The organism is Amaricoccus sp. (genome assembly GCF_036846665.1).
GTDB lineage: Bacteria > Pseudomonadota > Alphaproteobacteria > Rhodobacterales > Rhodobacteraceae > Amaricoccus.
Genome location: NZ_DAIUBO010000041.1, coordinates 1 through 21,839, shown reverse-complemented (window position 1 = coordinate 21,839; position 21,839 = coordinate 1). Strand labels below are relative to the sequence as shown.

General features: G+C 70.8%; 18 protein-coding genes and 1 pseudogene. 5 read left to right on the top strand and 14 right to left on the bottom strand.

Annotation, left to right across the window (positions count from 1 at the left end):
* Together V7050_RS06185 and V7050_RS06180 are read right to left on the bottom strand one after the other, a co-directional pair.
* A partial coding sequence (locus V7050_RS06185; RefSeq protein WP_324410395.1) for a MarC family protein occupies nucleotides 1–144 on the bottom strand: 144 nt, incomplete at its 3' end.
* Nucleotides 145–245: 101 nt separating this feature from the next.
* On the bottom strand, nucleotides 246–1,178 hold the full coding sequence (locus tag V7050_RS06180) for an OmpA family protein (protein WP_324368677.1): 933 nt from the start codon (nucleotides 1,176–1,178) through the stop codon (nucleotides 246–248).
* A gap of 225 nt (nucleotides 1,179–1,403) precedes the next feature.
* On the opposite strand from V7050_RS06180, the gene V7050_RS06175 reads away from it, so the two are divergent.
* A complete protein-coding gene (locus V7050_RS06175; RefSeq protein WP_442885377.1) occupies nucleotides 1,404–2,039 on the top strand; it encodes a nicotinate-nucleotide adenylyltransferase in 636 nt (211 codons plus the stop codon).
* A gap of 126 nt (nucleotides 2,040–2,165) precedes the next feature.
* Here the strand turns inward: V7050_RS06175 and V7050_RS06170 are convergent, their stop codons facing one another.
* Nucleotides 2,166–2,609, bottom strand: coding sequence for a tellurite resistance TerB family protein (locus V7050_RS06170; RefSeq protein ID WP_324368682.1), 444 nt, complete (start codon nucleotides 2,607–2,609; stop codon nucleotides 2,166–2,168).
* Between the two features lie 114 nt (nucleotides 2,610–2,723).
* Between V7050_RS06170 and V7050_RS06165 the strand changes: the two genes are divergently transcribed.
* Complete coding sequence (locus V7050_RS06165) at nucleotides 2,724–4,322, top strand: lysine--tRNA ligase (RefSeq protein WP_324368684.1); 1,599 nt, start codon at nucleotides 2,724–2,726, stop codon at nucleotides 4,320–4,322.
* Nucleotides 4,323–4,397: 75 nt separating this feature from the next.
* A complete protein-coding gene (locus V7050_RS06160; RefSeq protein WP_324368686.1) occupies nucleotides 4,398–4,988 on the top strand; it encodes a hypothetical protein in 591 nt (196 codons plus the stop codon).
* 7 nt (nucleotides 4,989–4,995) lie between these two features.
* Here the strand turns inward: V7050_RS06160 and V7050_RS06155 are convergent, their stop codons facing one another.
* Nucleotides 4,996–5,874 carry an alpha/beta hydrolase family esterase gene (locus V7050_RS06155; protein WP_324368688.1) on the bottom strand — a complete coding sequence of 293 codons (879 nt, stop codon included), beginning with the start codon at nucleotides 5,872–5,874 and terminating at the stop codon, nucleotides 4,996–4,998.
* A gap of 139 nt (nucleotides 5,875–6,013) precedes the next feature.
* Here V7050_RS06155 and V7050_RS06150 point away from each other — a divergent pair, with 139 nt between their 5' ends.
* Nucleotides 6,014–6,340 (top strand): antibiotic biosynthesis monooxygenase family protein, encoded by a 327-nt coding sequence (locus tag V7050_RS06150; RefSeq protein ID WP_324368690.1) that lies wholly within the window; start codon nucleotides 6,014–6,016, stop codon nucleotides 6,338–6,340.
* Nucleotides 6,341–6,376: 36 nt separating this feature from the next.
* Here the strand turns inward: V7050_RS06150 and V7050_RS06145 are convergent, their stop codons facing one another.
* The 10 genes from V7050_RS06145 to V7050_RS06100 form a co-directional block, all read right to left on the bottom strand.
* A complete protein-coding gene (locus V7050_RS06145; RefSeq protein ID WP_324368692.1) occupies nucleotides 6,377–7,423 on the bottom strand; it encodes a ketopantoate reductase family protein in 1,047 nt (348 codons plus the stop codon).
* 87 nt (nucleotides 7,424–7,510) lie between these two features.
* Complete coding sequence (gene fdhF / locus V7050_RS06140) at nucleotides 7,511–10,303, bottom strand: formate dehydrogenase subunit alpha (RefSeq protein WP_324374047.1); 2,793 nt, start codon at nucleotides 10,301–10,303, stop codon at nucleotides 7,511–7,513.
* Complete coding sequence (locus V7050_RS06135) at nucleotides 10,303–12,063, bottom strand: NAD(P)H-dependent oxidoreductase subunit E (RefSeq protein WP_324369964.1); 1,761 nt, start codon at nucleotides 12,061–12,063, stop codon at nucleotides 10,303–10,305. Before V7050_RS06135 ends, fdhF begins: the two co-directional genes overlap by 1 nt.
* Before the next feature lie 86 nt (nucleotides 12,064–12,149).
* Nucleotides 12,150–13,037 carry a LysR family transcriptional regulator gene (locus V7050_RS06130; RefSeq protein WP_324369962.1) on the bottom strand — a complete coding sequence of 296 codons (888 nt, stop codon included), beginning with the start codon at nucleotides 13,035–13,037 and terminating at the stop codon, nucleotides 12,150–12,152.
* Nucleotides 13,038–13,249: 212 nt separating this feature from the next.
* Nucleotides 13,250–15,037 (bottom strand): hypothetical protein, encoded by a 1,788-nt coding sequence (locus V7050_RS06125; RefSeq protein ID WP_324374045.1) that lies wholly within the window; start codon nucleotides 15,035–15,037, stop codon nucleotides 13,250–13,252.
* 267 nt (nucleotides 15,038–15,304) lie between these two features.
* Nucleotides 15,305–16,567, bottom strand: a complete 1,263-nt coding sequence (locus tag V7050_RS06120) for a Gfo/Idh/MocA family protein (RefSeq protein ID WP_324369496.1) — start codon at nucleotides 16,565–16,567, stop codon at nucleotides 15,305–15,307.
* 117 nt (nucleotides 16,568–16,684) lie between these two features.
* Nucleotides 16,685–17,512, bottom strand: coding sequence for a sugar phosphate isomerase/epimerase family protein (locus V7050_RS06115; protein ID WP_324369495.1), 828 nt, complete (start codon nucleotides 17,510–17,512; stop codon nucleotides 16,685–16,687).
* A complete protein-coding gene (locus V7050_RS06110) occupies nucleotides 17,512–18,675 on the bottom strand; it encodes a dihydrodipicolinate synthase family protein (protein ID WP_324369493.1) in 1,164 nt (387 codons plus the stop codon). Before V7050_RS06110 ends, V7050_RS06115 begins: the two co-directional genes overlap by 1 nt.
* Before the next feature lie 3 nt (nucleotides 18,676–18,678).
* The gene (locus V7050_RS06105) at nucleotides 18,679–19,827 is read right to left on the bottom strand and encodes a Gfo/Idh/MocA family protein (protein ID WP_324369491.1); all 1,149 of its coding nucleotides are present in this window, start codon (nucleotides 19,825–19,827) and stop codon (nucleotides 18,679–18,681) included.
* Nucleotides 19,828–19,907: 80 nt separating this feature from the next.
* A complete protein-coding gene (locus tag V7050_RS06100) occupies nucleotides 19,908–20,588 on the bottom strand; it encodes a TetR/AcrR family transcriptional regulator (RefSeq protein WP_324369489.1) in 681 nt (226 codons plus the stop codon).
* 354 nt (nucleotides 20,589–20,942) lie between these two features.
* Here V7050_RS06100 and V7050_RS06095 point away from each other — a divergent pair.
* Nucleotides 20,943–21,839: pseudogene (locus tag V7050_RS06095) on the top strand (IS3 family transposase); the annotation flags it as partial.

The window sequence follows — 21,839 nt, the reverse complement described above, 5'->3', positions numbered from 1 at the left end:
ATTCAGCACCACCTGGCGGGCGACCCGGCGCTGCCCGGCCGGGTCGAGGCCGCTGGTGAGGCTGAGGAAGATCGGCAGGTTGGTCAGCGGGTTCATGATCGCGAAGAGCGCCCCGAAGAACTTGATCGCGAATAGCTGGTCCATGGCTGTCCCTCACGGCCGGGCGTGACACATTCCCCTTCACGCCGACCGTCATACCCGGGGCGGGAGGGGGCGTGCAATGCAACGCGGCGGGTGAGCCGAGGTCAGTTCGCCGCCGAGGCCAGCACGACGGGATAGATGCCGACGCAGCGGTTGAGCGGCTCGGAGATCCCGTCGGAGGTGGCGACGGGGGCCATTTCGGGGGTCTCGCCCATGGGGTCGATCTCGATGCGCTCGCGCGGCAGGCCGGCGTCGATCAGCACCTGCGCCACCGCCTCGGCGCGCGCCTCCGAGAGCCGGCGGTTCGCATCCGGGTTGCCGACGCGGTCGGTGTGGCCGGCGATGCGGATCCGGTCGAGGTTCATGGCGGCGAGGGTGCGGGCGGCGGCGACGGCGCGTTCCTCGCCGCCGGGGGTGAGCTTTGCGCTGGCGACCTCGAAATGCACCTCCGTCAGCGGGCGGTCGGCGGGCACCGGCGGCGGCGCGTCGGGCTCGGCCTTGGCCGCGGCGAGCTCCTGCTCGAAGAGCGCGATGCCGCCGGCGAGCGTGGCGGGCATCGCGGCGGGCGTCACCGGCAGGCCGGGCTGTGCCTCCGCCCCGTCGGGCGCGACCAGCGCCACGAGTTCGGCCTTTGCATCAGGTTCGTCCTGCAAGAAGCTGAGACGGTTGCGAAGTTCCTCGATTGTGGCATCGCGTTCGCTGACCGTCGCGGTCAGTTTCTCGATGGTCGCGTCGCGCTCGCCGACCGTCGCGGTCAGGGTCTCGACCGCGGCTTCGGCGCGCTCGACGGCGGCGGTGATGGTCTCGAGCGCCGCGTCGCGCTCGGCGAGCATCGCGGTCAATTCCTCGATGCTGACGGTGCCTTCGGCGCCGGCCGGCAGCGCGTCCTCTTCGGCGGCGGCCGGGGTTTCCGACGAGGCGGCCGCGATCTCGGCGCCGGCTTCGGGCTCCGCCGGCGGGCCGCCCCGCAGCGCGGCGACGCCGACGACCGCCGCACCGGCAAGCAGGCTCGCGATGGCTACTTGTTTTGCGCGCATGAACCGTCCTTCCGGACTAAGGCGACCGCAGCCGGGACAAATCGTTAACAAAAGGTTAATACTTTCGCGGCCGCGCGAGCAAGCGATTTGCAGTGTCCCGGCGCGATGCTGGCTTTCGTGCAACACTGTTCTTCGCCGGCCCCGGGTTGCCCGCCGCCCGCGCCCGACCGGGAACGGGAGCCGGGCGGGGGCATGGATTGACAGCGTCGGCGCCCTGCCTTCCGAATGCCATGGTCCCGTCCCGAGGAGATCGCCTGCGTGCTTCCGTCCGGCCCCGTCGCCCTGCCCGGCCAGCGCATCGGCCTGCTCGGCGGCTCGTTTGACCCGCCCCATGCCGGCCATGTCCATGTCACGCGCTGGGCGCTCCGGGCCTTCCGGCTGGACCGCGTCTGGTGGCTGGTGAGCCCGGGCAATCCGCTGAAGCCGACCGCCCCCGCCGAGATGGGCCGCCGGATCGCGGCGGCGCGGGAGATCGTGACGCATCCGCGTGTCGCGGTGACCGCCATCGAGGCGCGGCTGGGAACGCGCTACACCGCCGAGACGCTGGCCGCGCTCGGCATGCGCTATCGCGGGGTCCATTTCGTCTGGCTGATGGGCGCCGACAATCTCGCCGGGTTCCACCGCTGGGACCGCTGGGACGAGATCATGGCGCGTGTCCCGGTCGGCGTGCTGGCGCGGCCGGGCGAGCAGTTGCGCGCCGGCCTCTCGCCGGCGGCGCGGCGCTACGGCCGCTGGCGGCTGCCGGCGGCGCAGGCGGGCGGGCTGGCGCTCGCCGATCCGCCCTGCTGGACCCTGCTCACCGGGCGGATGCTGGATCTCTCGTCGAGCGAATTGCGCGCGCTCGGCTCCTGGCGGCGATAGCCGGGCCGGGGGCCGGCGATGCGGCGTGCCGGATCGGGGTTGGTCGCTACGGACCGGCGCCGGGACCTCCGCGGCGGCACCACGGGTCTCGCCCGTGCTTCCCGAAGGGCTCGCCTGGAGCCGGCATCAATTGTCCCTGGGCAGGCGGCGGTGGCGGGCGGCGCTGCCGCGCTCGATCGCCGCGGCGTGGAGCCGGTCGATCCCGAGCTCGTGGCGCAGCTCGAGCAGGAACTGCAGCTCCGCCTGGAAGGCGTGGCCGTCGGCGGCGGCCACGTCGCAGGCCAGCGCATAGGCGGTCTCGGCGATCGCCTCGGGCAGCGCGTCGCGCACGAGACCGAAGAGCGCGTCGAGCCCGTCCTCCTCGGTGAAGAGGTCGAAGACCGTCTGGCTGACGGTGCGCACCCGGTCGAGGTCGTAGCCCTCGAAGACCGGCAGCGTGTCGACCATGCGGCTGATCGAGAGCAGCTCGCGCGTGGTGATGTTCTCGTCGGAGGCGGAGACCGCCACCATGACCGCGATCAGCGCATCCTGGGTCGAGAACGAGGCCGGCGTGTATTCGGAGGCGGGCATGGGATGGTCCTGACTGGCCGGGGGCGCTTGCCATGGTTGTATTGACCGGCAGGCGGTCGGGCAATAGGAAGCGGGCCGTCGGGGCGGCCGGCACGGGCGGGGGGCGGATTCGCCATGGACGAGACGCGGAGCGCGGCGCGGGAGGCCAGGGCCTGGCCCTTCGAGGAAGCCCGGCGGCTGGTCCGGCGCTATGCGGAGGCGCCGCCGGAGAAGGGCTACGTGCTCTTCGAGACCGGCTACGGGCCTTCGGGCCTGCCGCATATCGGCACCTTCGGCGAGGTGGCGCGCACGACCATGGTGCGGCGCGCCTTCGAGGCGCTGTCGGACATCCCCACGCGGCTGATCTGCTTCTCCGACGACATGGACGGGCTCCGGAAGGTTCCCGGCAACGTGCCGATGCAGGAGGCGCTGAAGGCCGACCTGAACCTGCCGCTGACGCGGGTGCGCGACCCCTTCGGCACCCATGCGAGCTTCGGCGCCCACAACAACGCGCGGCTCTGCGCCTTCCTCGACGCCTTCGGCTTCGACTACGAATTCGCCAGCGCCACCGAATATTATCGCGCGGGCCGTTTCGACGCGATGCTGCTGCGGGTGCTGGAGCGCTTCGACGCGGTGATGGAGATCATGCTGCCGAGCCTCGGGGCGGACCGCCAGGCCACCTATTCGCCCTTCATGCCGATCAGCCCCAGGACCGGCCATGTGCTCCAGGTGCCGACGCTCGAGCGCCATGTGGAGCGGGGCACCATCGTCTATGCCGAGCCCGACGGGGAGCGGGTCGAGGTGCCGGTGACCGGCGGCCATGTCAAGCTGCAGTGGAAGCCCGACTGGGCGATGCGCTGGGCCGCGCTCGGGGTCGATTACGAGATGTTCGGCAAGGACCTGATCCCGAGCGCGGAGCTCGGGGCACGGATCTGCCGCGCGCTCGGCTGCCCGCCGCCGGAGCTCTTCAACTACGAGCATTTCAACGACGAGAAGGGCCAGAAGATCTCCAAGTCCAGGGGCAACGGCCTGTCGATGGAGGAATGGCTCACCTATGCCAGTCCCGAGAGCCTGAGCCTCTTCATGTATGCCAAGCCGAAGACGGCGAAGCGGCTGCATTTCGACGTGATCCCCAAGGCGATGGACGAGTATCACCAGCATCTGCGGGCGTTCCCGGGCCAGGATGCCGCCCAGCGGCTGGCCAATCCCGTCTGGCACATCCATCAGGGCGCGGCGCCCGCCTCCGACATGGTGGTGCCCTATTCGATGCTGCTCAATCTCGCGAGCGCGGCGAATGCCCATGACGAGAACGCGCTCTGGGGATTCATCCGCCGCTATGCCCCCGAGGCCGGGCCGGAGACCCATCCGGGGCTCGACGCCGCCGCCGGCTACGCGCTGCGGTATTTCGAGGATTTCGTGCGCCCGGCCAAGACCTACCGTCTCGCCGACGCGCGCGAGCGCGCGGCGCTCGGGGATCTGCGCGACCGGCTGGCGGCCTGGTCCGGGCCGGCCGATCCGGAGGCCTTGCAGGCGATGGTCTTCGCGGTGGGCAAGGAGCATGGCTTCGAGCCGCTGCGCGCCTGGTTCGCCGCGCTCTACGAGGTGCTGCTCGGCGAGGCCCAGGGGCCGCGGTTCGGCGGCTTCATCGCGCTCTTCGGCATTCCCGAGACCATCGCGCTGATCGATGCGGCGCTGGCGGGAAGCCTGGTGGCGGGGGCCGCGCCGGGCGGCTGACGCGCCCCGGAATGGTTAACGATCCGTTAACCCCCGGCTGCTATGGGCGGAAAACCGCCGCAGCAAGGACGCGCCATGAAGACCGAGCCGGACGAGGATCCCGACCTGATGCCCCCCGCCTTCGCCGAGGGGCTGGACGACTGGGCGCGCGGCGACGGCACGCCCGAGAGCCCGACCTACGACCGGATCGATTCCGCGCGCATCGCGCTGAACGACCGCGATTTCGGCGCCTGCATGGAGCTGCGCAAGACCGAGTCCCTGCAGCGGCTGCGCTACATGGGCGAATTGCCGATCCGTCTGGGGAGCTATGTCGAGATCTCCGCGCGCATCAAGGCGCTGCGCGGGCCGCTGCCCATGGTCCGGATCGCGACCTGGCCCGGCGGGGCCGGGGGCCAGGGCATCGCCGATCTCCCGTCCACGGGGCCTTTGCTGCGCATCGAGGCGCATGAGGTGCCGGTCGGGCTGCGCCTGGTGATCGGCCCCGAGGCCGGGCCGGGGGTGGATCTGGTCTGGGACGAGCGCGCGCTCTATGCCCATGTCGGGCTCGACCTGGTCGGCCCCGACGGGGGCGTCGTCCGCATCGGGGACATCGCCGTGCGCGACGTGACCCGCGGCCATGGTCCCGGTCACCGCGCGCTGCCGGGCTTCGCCCCCGCCCCGATCTGAGCGCGGGTCAGTCCGGGTCCTCGGGAACCGCTTCGGCGAACCAGTCGAGCGCCAGCGCCGCCCAACCCGGCGGCACGGAATGGCCGCCAGCATGGAGCGCCAGCTGCAGCGCCGAGCCCGGCGTGCAGCGCGTCCACCAGCGCCGCCAGAACGGGCCGTCGGTGTCGTAGGCGTCGGCGCGCAGCCCGGTGCAGCCATTGGCGTCGCGCAGGATCTCCAGCCCGTGGAACAGGTCGCCCTGCAGGATCGCGCCGCCGCGCAGGGGGCGTCCCTCGAGCGGCACGGTCTCGTCGCGCCAGCCGTGGGTATGCAGCAGCCGCACCGGGCCGGCGCAGGCGCCCATTTCCGGATGCGGCCGCCAGAAGGCGCCGGCGACCGGGGCATAGGCGGCCGCGAGCCCGGGATCGGCGCAGGCGAGATACCAGACGAGCGAGCCGCCGACGGAGAAGCCCGAGAGCAGGACGCGGTCGCGGTCGATGTCGAAGCGCCGGGCCGCATCGGCGAGGATCTCGCGGGTGAAGGCCGCCTCGTCGCGCTGCCGGGGCCGCGAGGGATGGAAGGACCAGCCGGGGCCGAAACTCGAGCCCGGCCGCACCAGCCCGTCGGGCGCGATGACGGCCCATCCCCGCGCGAGGAATTCCGCAACCATGGCGCCGTTGCGCAGCGTTGCCGCCCCCGACCCGCCGGCGCCGTGGAAGAAGACGAGCGCCGGGAACCCGTCCGTGGACGGCGCGCCGCCGGGAAGCGCGACGCGATAGGTCCCGAGCGGAACCGCGCAGGCGGGGCCCCCGACACCGCAGACGGGCTGCGCCGGCGCGCGCCCGGCGCCCGCCAGGGCGATGGCGAGGGCGAGCGGGACGGCGGCGAAGGCAAGGCGAAGGACCATGGAGCGACTCCCGGCGCACAAGGGGGGAGAGGCTGCGACGAAGCGCGCCGGCGGGTCAACCGGGCGCCGGCGAGGCGGCCGTCTCGGGACGTCTGGCAATGGCGGGGCGACCTGATACTCTGGCGCCAGGAGGTGCCCCATGCCGACCATTTCACGCGACCCGAACTTTCAGACCGTCATCACCACCTTCGAGATGACCCCCGGCACCTGTCAGGATCTTCTCGATCTGCTGCGGGAGGCCTACGAGACCTACATCCGCCACCAGCCCGGCTTTCTCTCGGCCGCCCTGCACGTCAACGATGCCCAGACCCGCATCGCGAATTATTCGCAGTGGCGGCGGCGGGAGGATTTCCTCGCGATGCTGCGCTCCGAGGAGATGCGGGTGCGCAACCGCCAGATCAACACGCTCTGCCGCAGCTTCGAGCCGGTGATGTACGAGGTCGCCGAGACCTTCGACCGGGAATAGCCGGGCGCCGGCGCGGCACGGGAGCAGGAGGCCGCGCTACGCCTGCACCTTCCGGTTGGCTTCGAGCCTTGCATCGACGGTCCTGACCACCTCGTCGACGGTGGCATTGCGCAGGTCCAGCCGCGCGCCGATCTGCCGGACCAGGCGGTCGACGCGCTCGATGGCGGTGGCGCCGCCGGCGATGGCGCGGGCCGCCGAGGAGGGTCTGACGAGGGCCTGGGCGGCCGCGGCGTATTTCTCGAAAGGCACCTGGTCCGCGGCCTCCGCGCCCAGACGGCGCGCCAGGGCGTCGACCCAGTCGTAGACGCCGCGCGAGACCTCCGGATCGCCGAGCACCGCATCGCGGATCGAGCGCACGCCATCGGGAAGGATGCAGCGGTAGTTGCCGGTCAGCAGCATGCTCCATTTCGCCATGGGGACGAAGAGGCTCTCGAAGACGCGGAGCTTCACCGGCACGTCCTCGCCGTCGAGGCGCACCGCCAGGATGTCGTCCTCGAGCCGACGAAGCAGGGCGGTGTGTCGCGGATCGGCGAAGACCGCCGCCTTGAAATTGGTGGCCAGGCCGACCTGGAGCAGGTTCTTCGGCTCGTCCGGCGGCCGGAACGCCTGGGGATCGGGGCTGCAGAGCGTCACCGCGTCGGGCGGGAAGCCCTCCCAGACAGAGGCGTCGTTGTAGCAGCCGTCGAGATCGGCCACAGGCAGCCCGGGGATCCGCCGCAGATAGGGCGGCGGCGGCATGTTCATGATCGAGAGGCAGGGCCGGCCGCTCGCGGCGACCCGCGCCACCAGCTCGCGGACCGCCGGCGCCGAATATTGCGGCTCCTGCATCGCGAGGCCGACGAGGTCGTATTCCTCCGGGCGCGCGGCCTCGGGCGTCACCGCGTCCAGCCTGCCCGGCTGGCCCGCCGAGCGGATCTCGCGCAATCCGGCGCCGTCGCGGAGCGCCATGCGCAGGATCGTGCCTTCGGAATTGATCAGCTCGGCGGTCGGCGCGCGGCAGACCAGCGTGGCATCGTGGCCCGCCATCAGGAGCTTCGTGGAGAGCAGCGAGCCGTAGGACGCGCCCAGGATCAGCATCTTCATCGGCAGGCCCTCTCTCCGAGACGGAACGTTCCGCGATGAATTCGCCGCCGGGCCCCCGCACGGGGTCCGGCGGTCCGGCCGGCCCCGCTATTCCGCCGCAACCACCTCCCGCGGCGGCGCCGGCGTGACCCGGCAGGCGGAGAACTTGAACTCCGGGATCTTGCCGAAGGGGTCGAGCTGCGGGTTGGTCAGGATGTTGGCCGCCGCCTCGACATAGGCGAAGGGGACGAAGACCATGTCCTCGGCGACCGCGCGGTCCGCCCGCGCCATGATCTCGATCACGCCGCGGCGGGTGGCGATGCGGATCATCGCGCCGGGCGCGACGCCGAGCCGGCGCAGGGTCTTCGGGTTCAGGGTCGCGTTCGCCTCCGGCTCGGCCCAGTCGAGCACCGCGGCGCGGCGCGTCATCGAGCCGGTATGCCAGTGCTCGAGCTGGCGGCCGGTCAGGAGGATCATCGGATAATCCGCATCCGGCGTCTCGGCCGGCGCCGTCACCTTTGCCGGGGTGAAGCGCGCCCGGCCCTCCTTGCGCGGGAAGCCGTCGCCGAAGACGATCGGCTGGCCGGGATCCTCGGGCGAGAGCGAGGGATAGGTCACCGCGGTCTTCTCCAGCCGCTCCCAGGTGATGTTGTCGAAGGAGGGCATGTTGAGCTTCATCTCCGCGAAGACCTCGCGGGGATGGGTGTAGCGCCAGTCGAGGCCGAGGCGGCGGGCCAGGTCGGTGGTGATGCGCCAGTCCTCGCGCGCCTCGCCCGGCGGCGGCACCGCCGGCCGGCCCATCTGCACCTGCCGGTTGGTATTGGTGACGGTCCCGGTCTTCTCCGGCCAGGCGGAGGAGGGCAGGATGACGTCGGCGTAATTCGCGGTCTCGGTCAGGAATATGTCCTGGACGACGAGGAACTCGAGCCTGGCCAGCGCGTCGCGGGCGTGTTCCACGTCCGGGTCGGACATCGCCGGGTTCTCTCCGAGGATATACATGCCGCGGATCTTGTCGTCGTGGATCGCGTCCATGATCTCGACCACGGTCAGGCCGCGCTTGTTGGAGAAATCCCCCGACCCCCAGACCGCGGTGAAGGCCGAGCGCACGCCGTCGTCCTCGACCGGCTGGTAGTCGGGCAGGAACATCGGGATCAGCCCGGCGTCGGAGGCACCCTGGACGTTGTTCTGGCCGCGCAGCGGGTGCAGGCCGGTGCCGGGGCGGCCCACATGACCGGTCATCAGCGCGAGGCTGATCAGGCAGCGCGAATTGTCCGTGCCGTGGATATGCTGCGAGATGCCCATGCCCCAGAAGATCATCCCCGCCCGCGCGGTGGCGAAGTCGCGGGCGACGGCGCGCAGCACCGCCGCCTCGATGCCGCAGAGCGGGGCCATCCGCTCGGGGGTGAACTCGGCGAGATGCGCCTTCATGGCCTCCCAGTTCTCGGTGAAGCCGGCGATGTACTGCTCGTCGTAGAGCCGCTCCTCGACGATGACGTTCATGATCGCGTTCAGCATCGCCACGTCGGTGCCCGGGCGGAACTGCAGCCGGTGGGTGGCGTAGCGCTTGAGGCCCACCCCGCGCGGATCCATCACGATCAGCTTGCCGCCGCGCTTGGCAAATTGCTTGAAATAGGTGGCGGCGACCGGGTGGTTCTCGATCGGATTGGCGCCGATCACGATCGCCACGTCCGCATGCTCGATCTCGTTGAAGGTCGCCGTCACCGCGCCGGAGCCGACGTTCTCGAGCAGCGCGGCCACCGAGGAGGCGTGGCAGAGCCGGGTGCAATGGTCGACGTTGTTGTGGCCGAAGCCCTGCCGGATCAGCTTCTGGAAGAGATAGGCCTCCTCGTTGGAGCATTTGGCCGAGCCGAAGCCCGCCACGAGCGTGCCCGCCTCGTCGCGCAGCCTGGCGAGGCCGGCGGCGGCGGCGTCCAGCGCCTCGTCCCAGCTCGCCTCGCGGAAATGCGTGAGGGGGTTGCCGGGATCGACGTTCAGTCCCTTGGGCGGCGCGTCCTCGCGGCGGATCAGCGGCTTCTGCAGCCGGTGGGGATGGGCGATGTAGTCGAAGCCGAAGCGGCCCTTGACGCAGAGGCGGTTCTGGTTGGAGGGCCCGTCGATGCCTTCGACCCAGGCGATGCGGTCGTCCTTGATCTTGAAGGAGAGCTGGCAGCCGACGCCGCAATAGGGGCAGACCGAGTCCACCTCCCGGTCGAACGCCTGGCCGTCGCCGCGGCCCGCCGCGTCGAGCACCGTCGCCGGCATCAGCGCGCCGGTCGGGCAGGCCTGCACGCATTCGCCGCAGGCCACGCAGGTGGAGGCGCCCATGGGATCGTCGAAATCGAAGACGACCTTGGCGTCATGGCCGCGCCCGGCCATGCCGATCACGTCGTTGACCTGGACCTCGCGGCAGGCGCGGACGCAGAGGTTGCAGTGGATGCAGGCGTCGAGATTGACGCGCATCGCCAGATGGCTCGGGTCGGGCGGCGGCACGCTCTCCGCGTCCCGGCGCGGGAAGCGGCTCGCCTCGATGCCCTGGGCATCGGCCATCGCCCAGAAATGCGAGGAGCGGTCGTGGGCGTCCGCGCGTTCGGGCTGGTCGGCGGCGAGCAGTTCCACGACCATGGCGCGGGCCTTGCGGGCGCGCTCGCTCCCAGTCCGGACCACCATGCCCTCGACCGGCGTGCGGATGCAGGAAGCCGCGAGCACGCGGTCGCCCTCGATCTCCACCATGCAGGCGCGGCAATTGCCGTCGGGCCGGTAGCCCGGCGCCGGCTTGTGGCAGAGATGCGGGATGCGCAGGCCGCGGCCGTTGGCGACCTCCCAGATGGTCTGGCCGGGCTCGGCGGTGACTTCCTCGCCGTCGAGGGTGAAGGTGACGGTCTGCGGGTTGCGGTCGAGCATCACTGCAATCCTCCCTCGGGCGATTGGGCGCCCCCGCCCTGGCCGGGCGGCTCGGCCGCCTGCCCTGCCCCGATCTCCTCGGCGAAATGCCGGATGACCATGCGGATCGGATTGGGCGCCGCCTGTCCCAGGCCGCAGATCGAGGCGTCCACCATGACGCTGCCGAGCTCCTCCAGCAGGTCGGTGTCCCAGCGCTCCGCTTCCATCAGCCGGACGGCCTTGCCGCAGCCGACGCGGCAGGGCGTGCATTGCCCGCAGCTCTCGTCCTCGAAGAAGCGCAGCATGTTGAGCGCGGCCGCGCGGGCGCTGTCGCGGTCCGAGAGGATCACCACGGCGGCGGAGCCGATGAAGGTGCCGAAGGGCTGGAGCGTGTCGAAATCCATCGGGATGTCGGCCATGGAGGCGGGCAGCAGGCCCGCGGAGGGGCCGCCGGGCTGGTAGGCCTTGAAGACATGGCCTTCGAGCATGCCGCCCGCGGCCGCGATGATGTCGGTGATCGTCGAGCCCGCCGGCAGCAGATGCACGCCGGGGTTCCGCACGCGCCCCGAGACCGAATAGGAGCGCAGGCCCTTGCGCCCGTTCTTTTCGACCCCGTTCAGGATCTCCGGGCCTTCCCGGCAGACCCGGGCCACCCAGTGGAGGGTCTCGACATTATGCACGAGCGTGGGGCGGTCGAAGAGGCCGACCTGCGCCACGAAGGGCGGCCGGTGGCGCGGCATGCCGCGCTTGCCCTCGATCGATTCGAGCATCGCGCTTTCCTCGCCGCAGATATAGGCCCCGGCGCCGCGCCGGAGATCCACGTATCCCGGCGCCACCAGCCCGGCCGACTCGAGCGCGGCGATCTCGCGGGCGAGGATCTCGAGCACCGCCGGGTATTCGTCGCGCATGTAGATGTAGCAGCGCTCCGCCTCCACGGCCCAGGCGGCGATCAGCATGCCTTCGAGGAAGAGATGCGGCGTCCGTTCCAGGTAGTGGCGGTCCTTGAAGGTGCCCGGCTCGCCCTCGTCGCCGTTCACCGCGAGGTAGCGCGGCCCGGCCTCGGCCCGGACGAAGGACCATTTGCGCCCCGAGGGGAAGCCCGCGCCGCCGAGCCCGCGCAGCCCCGAGGCGAGCACCCGCTCCTGCACCGCGTCGGGTGTCGCCCCCCCCGCCCGATAGGCTTCGAGCGTCCCGTAGCCACCGGCCGCGCGATAGGCGGCGAGATCCTCGTAATCCGGGATGCGGGCATGGGTCGCCTGCGCCGCGATCGCCGCCTGCACCTTCTGGGGCGTGGCGAAGTCGATGTGATCGTGCCCGATCTCCAGCACCGGCGCCGTGTCGCAGCGCCCCATGCAGGGCGCGCGCAGCACGCGGACCCGTTCCGGGTCGAGCCCCGCCTTCAGGGCCGCGAGCAGCTGCTGCGCACCGGCGAGCTCGCAGGAGAGGCTGTCGCAGACGCGGATCGTGAGATCGGGCGGCGGCGCCTCGCCCTCGCGGATCACGTCGAAATGGGCGTAGAAGGTGGCGACCTCGTAGACCTCGGCCTGCGCCATGCGCATCTCCTCGGCCAGGGCGCGCAGATGCCGCGCCGAGAGGCAGCGGTATTCGTCCTGGATCAGATGCAGGTGCTCGATCAGGAGATCGCGCCGCCGCGGCCGGTCGCCGAGCAGTGCTTGGACTTCGGCGAGCGCCGCATCGTCGAATTGCCGCCCCTTCGGGGTGGTCCGGCCCTTGCCCCTGCCGGATTTCCAGACACCGGGCCGCGGTGATTGCACGTTCATTTCCACCCTCCAGAGGCACGAAGCCCTTCTGTCAGAATTCAGCGATAATTTCCAATCGCATCTTCGAAAGGTTCGATCCGTTTTCGTTATGACAGGCTGCGGATGGCATCGCGCAGCGCCGCGATCGCCGGCAGGACCGGTTGCTGGAGGTGGGTCACCAGTCCGATGGAATGGGCGACCACGGGGTCGGTCAGCTCGAGGCGGATCGAATCCCTGCCCGCGAAGACATTTTCCGAGAGCCAGCGGGGCGCGATCATCGCCGCCGTGCCGCTGGCGACCTGCGCCAGCGCGGCGGTGAAATCGTCGGTCTCCATCACCGGGCTGGGGTTGAGGCCGACGGCCTCGAAGGCCGCGTCGATCAGCTGGCGGTTGCGCATGTCGCGGGTCAGCAGGCAGAGCGGCAGCGCCGCCGCCTCGGCCCAGGTCGCATGGCCCGCCGCGCGCGGCGCGAGCGCCTTCGACGCCACCAGCACGTAGGTCTCCTCGTAGATCGGCTCCAGCAGCAGCTTGTCGCCGATGTTCTCGGCCCCGACATAGGTCAGGCCGGCATCGAGCGAATAATCGTCTAGGCCCAGCCCGATCTTCGAGGACGTCAGGGAACGGATCTCGATCGCCAGGTCCGGATGGACCTCGCGCAGGCGCCCGGAGAGCAGCGCCGCATAGGGAAGCGCCGTCGGCACCGCGCCGATCACCAGCTTGCCGCCCAGCGCGCCCTTGCTCATCTCCATTTCCTGCCGCATGCCCTCGACATCCGCGAGGATCTTGCGGCACCATTTCAGCAGGACCTCGCCCTCGCGGGAAAAGCCCTGGAACTTGTTGCCCCGTCGCACGAGCGGCAGGCCGAAGCTCGCCTCGATCTTGCGGATCCGCGCCGAGAAGGCCGGCTGGGATATTCCCGAGGCTTCCGCGGCGCGCGCGAAATGCCGGTGCCGGGCCAGGGCCGCCAGCAGCTTCATGTCCTTGATCTCGAGCATCGGGAGAGGCCCGCATCCGTTGCGACGGTCCGCGCCCCCGATTGTAGAGAGCATGGGCGCCGGAGCAAGGCGGGATGGTCTTCGGCGCAGGACTATCACCTCCGGGAGCCGATTCCCGCTTCTTCGACGGTACCGCCTCACGACGAGGGCAGCGCCCGACCCGAGCGGGCGTGCCGGCACATGCGATTCTCCTGGTCCCCGGCGGCGATCGTTCACTGCGGCGCCGCCCGCGCGCCCCAGGCACCGAGCGTCAGCCGCCGTTCGGCCTCGACGTCCAGCCGCGGCGGATCGGCCGCGTCCAGCGGCCCGTCCCATCCCAGGGCCGCGAGGCAGCGCGCCTCGAAGCCGCCCACCGCGGCGCACGGGGCATCGGCGGGGGCGCGGTAGATCCAATTGCCGTTTCGCGTCGCGCCGTAGACCGCCGCGGTGGCGTGATCGGCCAGGATCACCTCGGGGATGCGCCTCAGGCAGGCGGCGAGGAAGGCGAAGCTGTCCTCCGGATCCTCGGGGAGGACCTCCTCGGGCCTCGTGGCGGCGACGTTGACGTTGCGGAACCGGTCGATGTCGTTCAGCCGCGCGAGGTCGAGGATCGTCATCTGGCCGTTGCGGCCGAAGGCGATGGTGCGCGGCCGCTCGCCAAGGGCCACGCTGTTGTCGAGGAACTCGAAATGCATGGTCTTGCTCGCCGAGAGCACCGTCGGGAAGAACAGGTTCGGCATGCCGGAATAGGCTTCGATATTGTGGTAGAGCAGGTCGTCCACGGCCTTGAACCGCCCGGTCTGGAGCCCCCGCTTCCAGGAGCGCTCGACGGTATCCGCCGGCGGGGTGATGACGAAGAACAGGAACACCGTGTCGCTGAAGCGCGTCAGCAGCTGGCTCGTCTTGCTGCTGTCCCGGGAGGTGTCGAAACTGTCGAAGCGGAACCGGTCGATGAGCACATGCGGCAGCGCCTGGCCGAGCGCCTTGGCCTCCATGTGGCGATCGAGCTTGCGGTCGATGATCTCCAGCTCCTGGCCGGTGAGCATCGCGGCGTATTTGTAGTCCTCGCCGAGGCTCTGGTAATCGAGGAGGTGCTTGCGCCAGTAGTCGGGGCTTATCAGCGCGAAATTCTCCCAGGGAACGCCGAGCTTCCCGGCGAGCGCGCGCTGCGCCGGCCGGATGGTGCTCTTGCCGGCCGCCGAGGAGCCCTTCACGTTGAGGAAGATGGATTTCGCCTGGACGGGCAGGAAGCGGTAGCCCTCGCGCGCCGCCGCCTTCCGGATGATCGGCTCGATCCATTCGCCGACCTGCCGGCTGCCCTGGCCGTTCAACACCATGTTGAGCGCGAAGCGCGCCACCATGTCGCGGTCGGCGAGCAGGCGGCCGTGGCGTCCGACGATCCCGCCCACCACCGTCGCGAGGCTCTCCAGGCAGGCCCGATCGAGGTCGTCCTTGGTCCGCGGCGCGGTTTCGCGCCATGCCTCGAGGGCGGCGAATTCGGGAGGCTGGCGGCGGGCAGGCGCCGGCGGGGGCGCCGCCGCCCTGGCGCCGAAGAGCGTGCCGAGGAGCCCGCGGCGCGCGGGTGGGGCCTCGGGCGGGGCCGGTGGCGCGGGCGCGAAGACATCGGCCTCGAGGATCGCGCGAATGCGGGCGTCGGCCTCCTTACGGAAGGCCTCGAACCGCCGCCGCAGGCCCTCCATCTCGGGCGCGACATGGACCTCCTCGATGCGGGCCACGATGCCGCGCAGGCTGATGCCGAGATCCTCGTAGTTCGGGCCGTCGGGAACCGTGAGATCCGCGGTGACGCGGACGAGCAGCTCGTGGGTGACGAGCCGCTCGAGTCGCGTCGCGACCATGTCGCGCGGCTTGAGGCCGCAATATTCCGCCGCCTCGCGCGCCTCGGCATAGCCGACGGTGGAATTCTCGGGCCGGTAGAGCGTCGCCCGGGGCTGGAGCCGCGGCGGGATCTCGGAATCGAGGCCCGGGTGCCAGGCGTCGAATGTCGCGATGCGGTCGTCCATGGCAGCTCCCGCCGGCCCCGACGCCCGTGACGGGCCGCGCGCCCGATGCCGTCGTGCTCGGGAGCAATGGCGGGGGCCGGATCCCTTGATAGGCAGCGGGACGCCATCCCACAAGGCCCGCACGGCGCGGGTCGGCGGCGGGCGACCGGGATCCCGAATGCCCGGCACGAGGGCGCCGCAGCAGCACGAGAGCAGCGACCGTCCGGGGCGGCGCCTGTGCATTCCTCTCGGCACGGTCTGGATCGCAGGATCGCGGCCGCGGACGGGTCAGGCGATGCCGCCGCGGATCCCGGCGGTCCCGGCGTATTCGCGCAGCCGGACCGGGCGGCCGGAATCCGCGCTCTCGAGCGCGGCGATGCCGCAGAGGACCGAGATCGCGCCGGCGCGGGAGCCGGCGCGCTGGCCGAGCGGGTCGGTGGCGCCGGGCCTGAACAGCATGTCGCGCAGCCGGTCGTCGCCGCCGTAGTGGCCGCCGGAGAAATGCGGCACGGCGATGCGCTCCACCGCCTCGCGATCGCCGGGGAAGCTGCGCACGAGCAGGATCTCGTCGTGGTCGGGCTTGTCCCAGGGCTGCCTCTCGTATTGGCGCAGCTCGATGCGCCCGCGCGTTCCGTTGAAGGCGATGTGGTGGCCCTCGACCGGCATCGCGGTGTTGAGCGAATAGGAGACATGCACGCCGTTCGCGTAGCGGATGGCGGCGACCATGGTGTCGGGGACGTCGATGTCCTCGCGAAAGACGCAGGCGTCGCGGAAATAGCCATCGACGCCATGCGGATCCTCGTAGAGCGCGTCGAGGAACGGGTCGGCGCCGATGTCGAGATGGAAGCGGCATCGGGCGGCATGGGGACAGCCCTTGCAGCGGGTGCCGCGGAAGGGGCCGTTGCCTCCGTAGACCTTCAGCGCGGCGAAGGTCGTGACCGCCTCGGGATCGGACTCGAGGTACCAGTTCAGCACGTCGAAGTGATGCGTCGCCTTGTGGACGAAGAGGCTGCCCGAACGCGCGCGGAAGGCGTGCCAGCGGCGGAAGTAGTCCGCGCCGTGGCTGGTATCGAGATACCAGTGGAAATCGACCGAGAGCAGCCTGCCGATCTCGCCGGACGCGAGCAGTTCCCGGATCCGCGCCGGGGTCGGGGCGAAGCGGTAGTTGAAGGTGACGTCGACCCGCCGGCCGCTCCGGCGCTCGGCCTCGAGGATGCGCGCGATCTTCTCGGGCGTGGTGGCCAAGGGCTTTTCGGCGATGACGTCGGCGCCGGCGTCGAGGGCGCGGACGATGATCGTGTCGTGGGTGTCGTCGGGGGTGCAGACGATCACGAGATCGGGGCGCACGCCGCGGAGCATCGCGTCGAGATCGGTGAGGATCGGCGCGTCGGAGCCGATCATGGCGCGGGCGCGCTCGGCGCGCAGCGGGTTGGTGTCGACGATGGCGACCAGATCCACATGGTCGGACCAGCCCTTGAGCAGGTCCCTGCCCCACATGGTCGTGCCGCGGTTTCCGGTGCCGACGAGGGCGTAGCGTCGCTTGCTGGGCACGGGGGTCACCTGTCCCGGGGCCGTGCCGGCGCGCCGGAGACGCGCCCGGGCCGTGCGGCCGATCCGTGCCGGAGGATACCAAATACTCGGAGCGCTCGCGACACGGGAGGCCGGCGCTCAGCAGACCGTCCGGAACCGCTCGACGCAGGTGGCGAGCACCTCGTCGCCGGGGCGGCTCCACCAATGGTCGGAGAAGATCTCGACCTCCTGGGCACCGTGGAAGCCGGCGGCCTCGATCATGGCCCGGAAGGCCGGCAGGTCGATGACGCCGTCGCCCATCATGCCGCGGTCGTTGAGTATATCCCGGGTGGGCACCAGCCAGTCGCAGATGTGGTGGGCGAGGATCGCGCCCATGCGCCCGGCGCGGGCGATCTGGTTGGCGAGGCCGGGCTCCCACCAGACGTGGTAGACGTCGATGGCCGCGCCGATCCCCGCGCCGCCCACCGCCTCGGCCATGTCGAGCGCCTGTTCGAGCGAGTTCACGCAGGAGCGGTCGGCGGCGTACATCGGGTGCAGCGGCTCGATGGCGATCGGCACGCCGGCGGCGCGGGCATGGGGCATCAGGGCGGCGAGGCCGTCGGCCACCATCCTGCGCGCCTCGGGGAGATCCTTCGAGCCGGCGGGCAGGCCGCCGCAGACCATGACGAGGCAGTCGGCGCCAAGCTCCGCCGCCTCGTCGACGGCGCGGCGGTTGTCGTCGAGCGCCCGGGCGCGTCCCTCGGCGTCGGGCGCCGGGAAGAAGCCGCCGCGGCAGAGACCGGTGAGCTTCAGGCCGTTGGCGCGGACGATGCGGGCGGCCTCCGCGAGGCCGGTATCCGCGATCTGGTCGCGCCAGGGGCAGATGGTGGTGATGCCGTGGCGCAGGCAGGCATCGACGGCCTCGGCGAAGCTCCATTGCTTGCGCAGGGTGGCGAGGTTGATCGAGAGGCCGTCGAGATCCGCCATTACGCCACCCCGTGCACGGCGAGCACGCGCTTCATCCGCGCCACCGCCGCGTCCGAGTCGGCGAGGACGCGCGCCCGGTCGGCGAGGCGGAAAAGCTCCGCGAGATGCTGGAGCGAGCGGGCGCCCTGCTGGCCGCCGATCATGACGAAATGGTCCTGGAGCCCGTTGAGATAGGCGAGAAAGACCACGCCGGTCTTGTAGAAGCGGGTCGGCGCCGCGAAGATGTGGCGCGAGAGTGGGACGGTGGGTTCCAGCAGGTCGAAGAATTCGTTGTCGCTGCCGCGGCCGAGGGCCTCGAGCGCCGCCGAGGCGACCGGGGCGATGGCGTCGAAGATGCCGAGCAGGGCGTCGGAATGCCCCGCCTCGTCGCCGGCGATCAGTTCGGCATAGTTGAAGTCGTCGCCGGTATACATGCGCACGCCCTCCGGCAGGCGGCGGCGCATGGCGATCTCCTTCTCCTTCGAGAGCAGCGAGATCTTGACGCCGTCGACCCTGGCGGCATTGGCCGCGATCGCCTCGAGGCAGGTCTCCATCGCCGCCATATGATCGGCATGGCCCCAGTAGCCGGCGAGCGCGGGGTCGAACATCTCGCCGAGCCAGTGGATGATCACCGGCCGGCGCACCTCGGACAGGATGCGGTCATAGACGCGCAGGTAGTCGTCGGGCCCCTTCGCGGCGGCGGCGAGAGCGCGGCTCGCCATCAGGATCACCCGGCCGCCGGCGTCCTCGACCATGGCGACCTGCTCCTCATAGGCGCGCAGCACGTCGTCGATGGTGACCTCCGGGCCGGGCGCGAGGTGGTCGGTGCCGGCGCCGCAGGCGATCAGCGCGCCGTCGCGGCTGCGCGCCTCGGCCAGCGACCGGCGGATCAGCTCCTGGGCCTCGGGCCAGCCGAGCCCCATGCCGCGCTGGGCGGTGTCCATCGCCTCGGCGACGCCGAGACCGAGATCCCAGAGCCGGTGGCGGAAGGCGAGCGTGCGGTCCCAGTCGATCGCCGGGGTCAGCCAGGGATCGTTGTCGGCCAGCGGGTCGGCCACCACATGGGCCGCGCCATAGGCGATGCGCGGGAAGGACGCCGCCTCGCGCCGGGCGAGCGGGACCGGGGCGCCCGTGAGCTCGTAGGGGAGGATGGCGCCGTCTTGCGGCAGGTCGATGCTGGCCATGGCTCAATACTCCAGCGCCGGCACGTCGAGCCAGCGGCGCTCGGCCCAGGACCTGCGGCCGAGCTCGGCGAGCTGCACGCCCCTGGCGCCGGCCTCGAGGCCGTAGGGCCAGGGCCCGTCCTCGGCGACGTGGCGCAGGAACATCTCCCATTGCGCCTTGAAGCCGTTGTCGTAGGCGGCCGTGTCCGGCACCTCCTCCCACTGGTCGTAGAAGTTCATGGTCTGCGGCTGGTCGGGGTTCCAGACCGGCTTGGGCGTGTTGACCCGGTGCTGCGTCCAGCACTTCGTGAGGCCCGCGACCGCCGAGCCGTGGGTGCCGTCGACCTGGAAGGTCACGAGGTCGTCGCGCCGGACGCGCACGGCCCAGGAGGAGTTGAACTGGGCGATGACGCCGTTCTCGAGCTCGAAGGTGGCATAGGCGGCGTCGTCGGCGTCGGCCCTGTAGGGCTTGCCGCTCTCGTCGATGCGCTCGGGGATATGGGTGGCGCCGAGGCAGGAGACCGCCTTGATCTCGCCGAACAGGCCGTCGATCACGTAGCGCCAGTGGCAGAGCATGTCGAGGATGATGCCGCCGCCGTCGCCCTTGCGGTAGTTCCAGGACGGGCGCTGCGGGTCGACGCCCCAGTCGCCCTCGAAGACCCAGTAGCCGAATTCGCAGCGCACCGAGAGCATGCGGCCGAAGAAACCCGCATCGCGCAGGATGCGGAGCTTCCTGAGGCCCGGCAGGAAGAGCTTGTCCTGCACCACGCCGTGCTTGAGGCCGGAGGCGCGGGCCTTGCCGGCCAGCGCCAAGGCCACGGCGAGGTCGTCGGAGATCGGCTTCTCGCTGTAGATGTGCTTGCCGGCGTCGAGCGCCTTCGTGAGCAGGTCGGCGCGCATCAGGGTTGTGCCGGCGTCGAAGAAGATCGTGTCGTCGGGATCGGCGAGCGCGGCATCGAGGTCGGAGGACCAGCGCTCGATGCCGTGGCGGCGGGCCAGCGCCTCGATCTTCCCGGGATCGCGGCCGACGATGATCGGGTCGACCTGGAGCCGCCGGCCGGAGGCCAACTCGATGCCGCCCTGGTCCCGGATCGCCAGGATCGAGCGCACCAGATGCTGGTTGTAGCCCATGCGCCCGGTGACGCCGTGCATGATGATGCCGATGCGGTCCATGTCGTCCCTCCCTCGCGCGATTCGATGTGTAACCGTTTAGTTACCAACTGGCAGGAGACGGGCGGCTTGTCAACAGGCAGCTAGCCGGGCGCGGCGCGGACCGAGGCGAGCACCACGTGGACCACGTGCTTCTCCCAGGCCGCCAGCTGGGCTTCCTCGCCGAGGGCGCGGTCGAAGATCACCGAGAGCGTGTACTGGTTCGACAGGTAGAAGACCGCGAGCGAGGCGATGGTCAGGTAGACATGCAGCGGGTCGAGCCCGGTGGCGAAGACGCCGCTGCGCGCGCCGCGGTCGAGCACCGAGGCGAGCTGGTCGACAAGATGGGCATGCATCTTGCGGATGCGCCTGGAGCCCTTGAGGAAGCGGGCGCGCAGCAGGTTCTCGGTATTGAGCAGGCTGATGAGCTCGGGATGGGCGACGAAATAGCGCCAGGTGAAGAGCGCGAGCTCGCGCAGTCCCTCCTCCGGGTCGCGGCGGCCGAGGTCGAGGGTCATCTCCGCGTCGCGGATGCGGCCGTAGGCCTCTTCGAGCACGACGAGGTAGAGCGCCTCCTTGTCACCGAAGTAGTGGTAGAGCATGCGCTTGTTGGTCCCCGCGCGCGCAGCGATCGAATCGACCCGCGCGCCGCCGAAGCCCTTCTCGGCGAATTCCCGCGTCGCGGCGTCCAGGATCGCGGCGCTGGTGCGCTCCGGGTCGCGAAGGGCCGGCCGCGTTTCGGCGGGGCCGTCCTTCGGCCGGTCGGACGGATCATCGGCTTGCATCGGGGCTCCTGCGTCGCGGCACGGGGCGAGCGGCTGCGGCTGACGCCCGCGGTCGGGCATTGCTGTCGAGCGACTGCTAAACGGCGGGCAAGGTGCTTGACAAGCGTGATGTCCCGGCGGTGCCGAATGACCGGGATGCGCCCTTGGGAGGATCTCGCCTCCCTCTCTCTCTGTCGCTGATGAACTGCACCGAAGCCCCCACGGGGTTCCGCATCCTGCGTCAGGTGCAGAGCGAGCCGAGTCTCCCGTCAGAGCCCGGATCGCGCGATGCGCGCGCGCATCGCGCGACTGACGTGACCCCTTGTTTCTCCTCCAAGGGCTGCTGGAATCCGGACCACAGGAGAGGGACCGGAGATGAAGCGAAGCAGGTTCACCGAAGAGCAGATCATCGGGGTGCTGCGCGAGCAGGAGGCGGCGCGGCGGTCGCCGAGCTCTGCCGCAAGCACGGGATATCGTCGGCGACATTCTACGCCTGGAAGGCCAAGTTCGGCGGAATGGATGTGTCCGAGGCGAAGCGGCTGAAGGCGCTCGAGGCGGAGCACGCGAAGCTGAAGCGGCTCTACGCCGACGCGATGCTCGACAACGCCGGGCTGAAGGAGCTGCTGACAAAAAAATGGTGACGCCCGCCGCCAGGCGGGAGGCGGTCGCGCATCTCAAGGAGGGCCTCGAGGTGAGCGAGCGGCGGGCGTGCAGCATGATAGGCGCGGACCGGAGCGCGGTCCGCTATTGCAGCCGACGTCCCGACGATGCCGCGGTGCGCGCGCGGCTGCGGGAGCTGGCGGACCAGCGCCGGCGGTTCGGCTATCGCCGGCTGCATGTTCTGCTGCGAAGCGAGGGCCATACCTTGAACCGCAAGAAGACCCAGCGGCTCTACCGCGAGGAGGGGCTGGCGGTGCGCCGACGGCGGTCGCGGCGCCGGATCGCGGTGGCGCGCACGCCGATCCCGAGGCCCGAGGGGCCGAACTGCCGCTGGTCGACCGATTTCGTCCACGACCAGCTGGCCTGCGGGCGCCGGTTCCGGGTGCTGACGATCATCGACGATGTCACCAAGGAGTGCCTCGCGGCCGTCCCGGACACCTCGCTGACCGGCAAGCGGGTGGTGCGCGAGCTCACCGCGCTGATCGCGCGTCGCGGGCGACCGGACGTCATCGTCAGCGACAACGGCACCGAGTTCACCTCCTCGGCGGTCCTCGCCTTCACCCAGGCGGCGAAGCTCGACTGGCGCTACATCGCCCCGGGCAAGCCGACCCA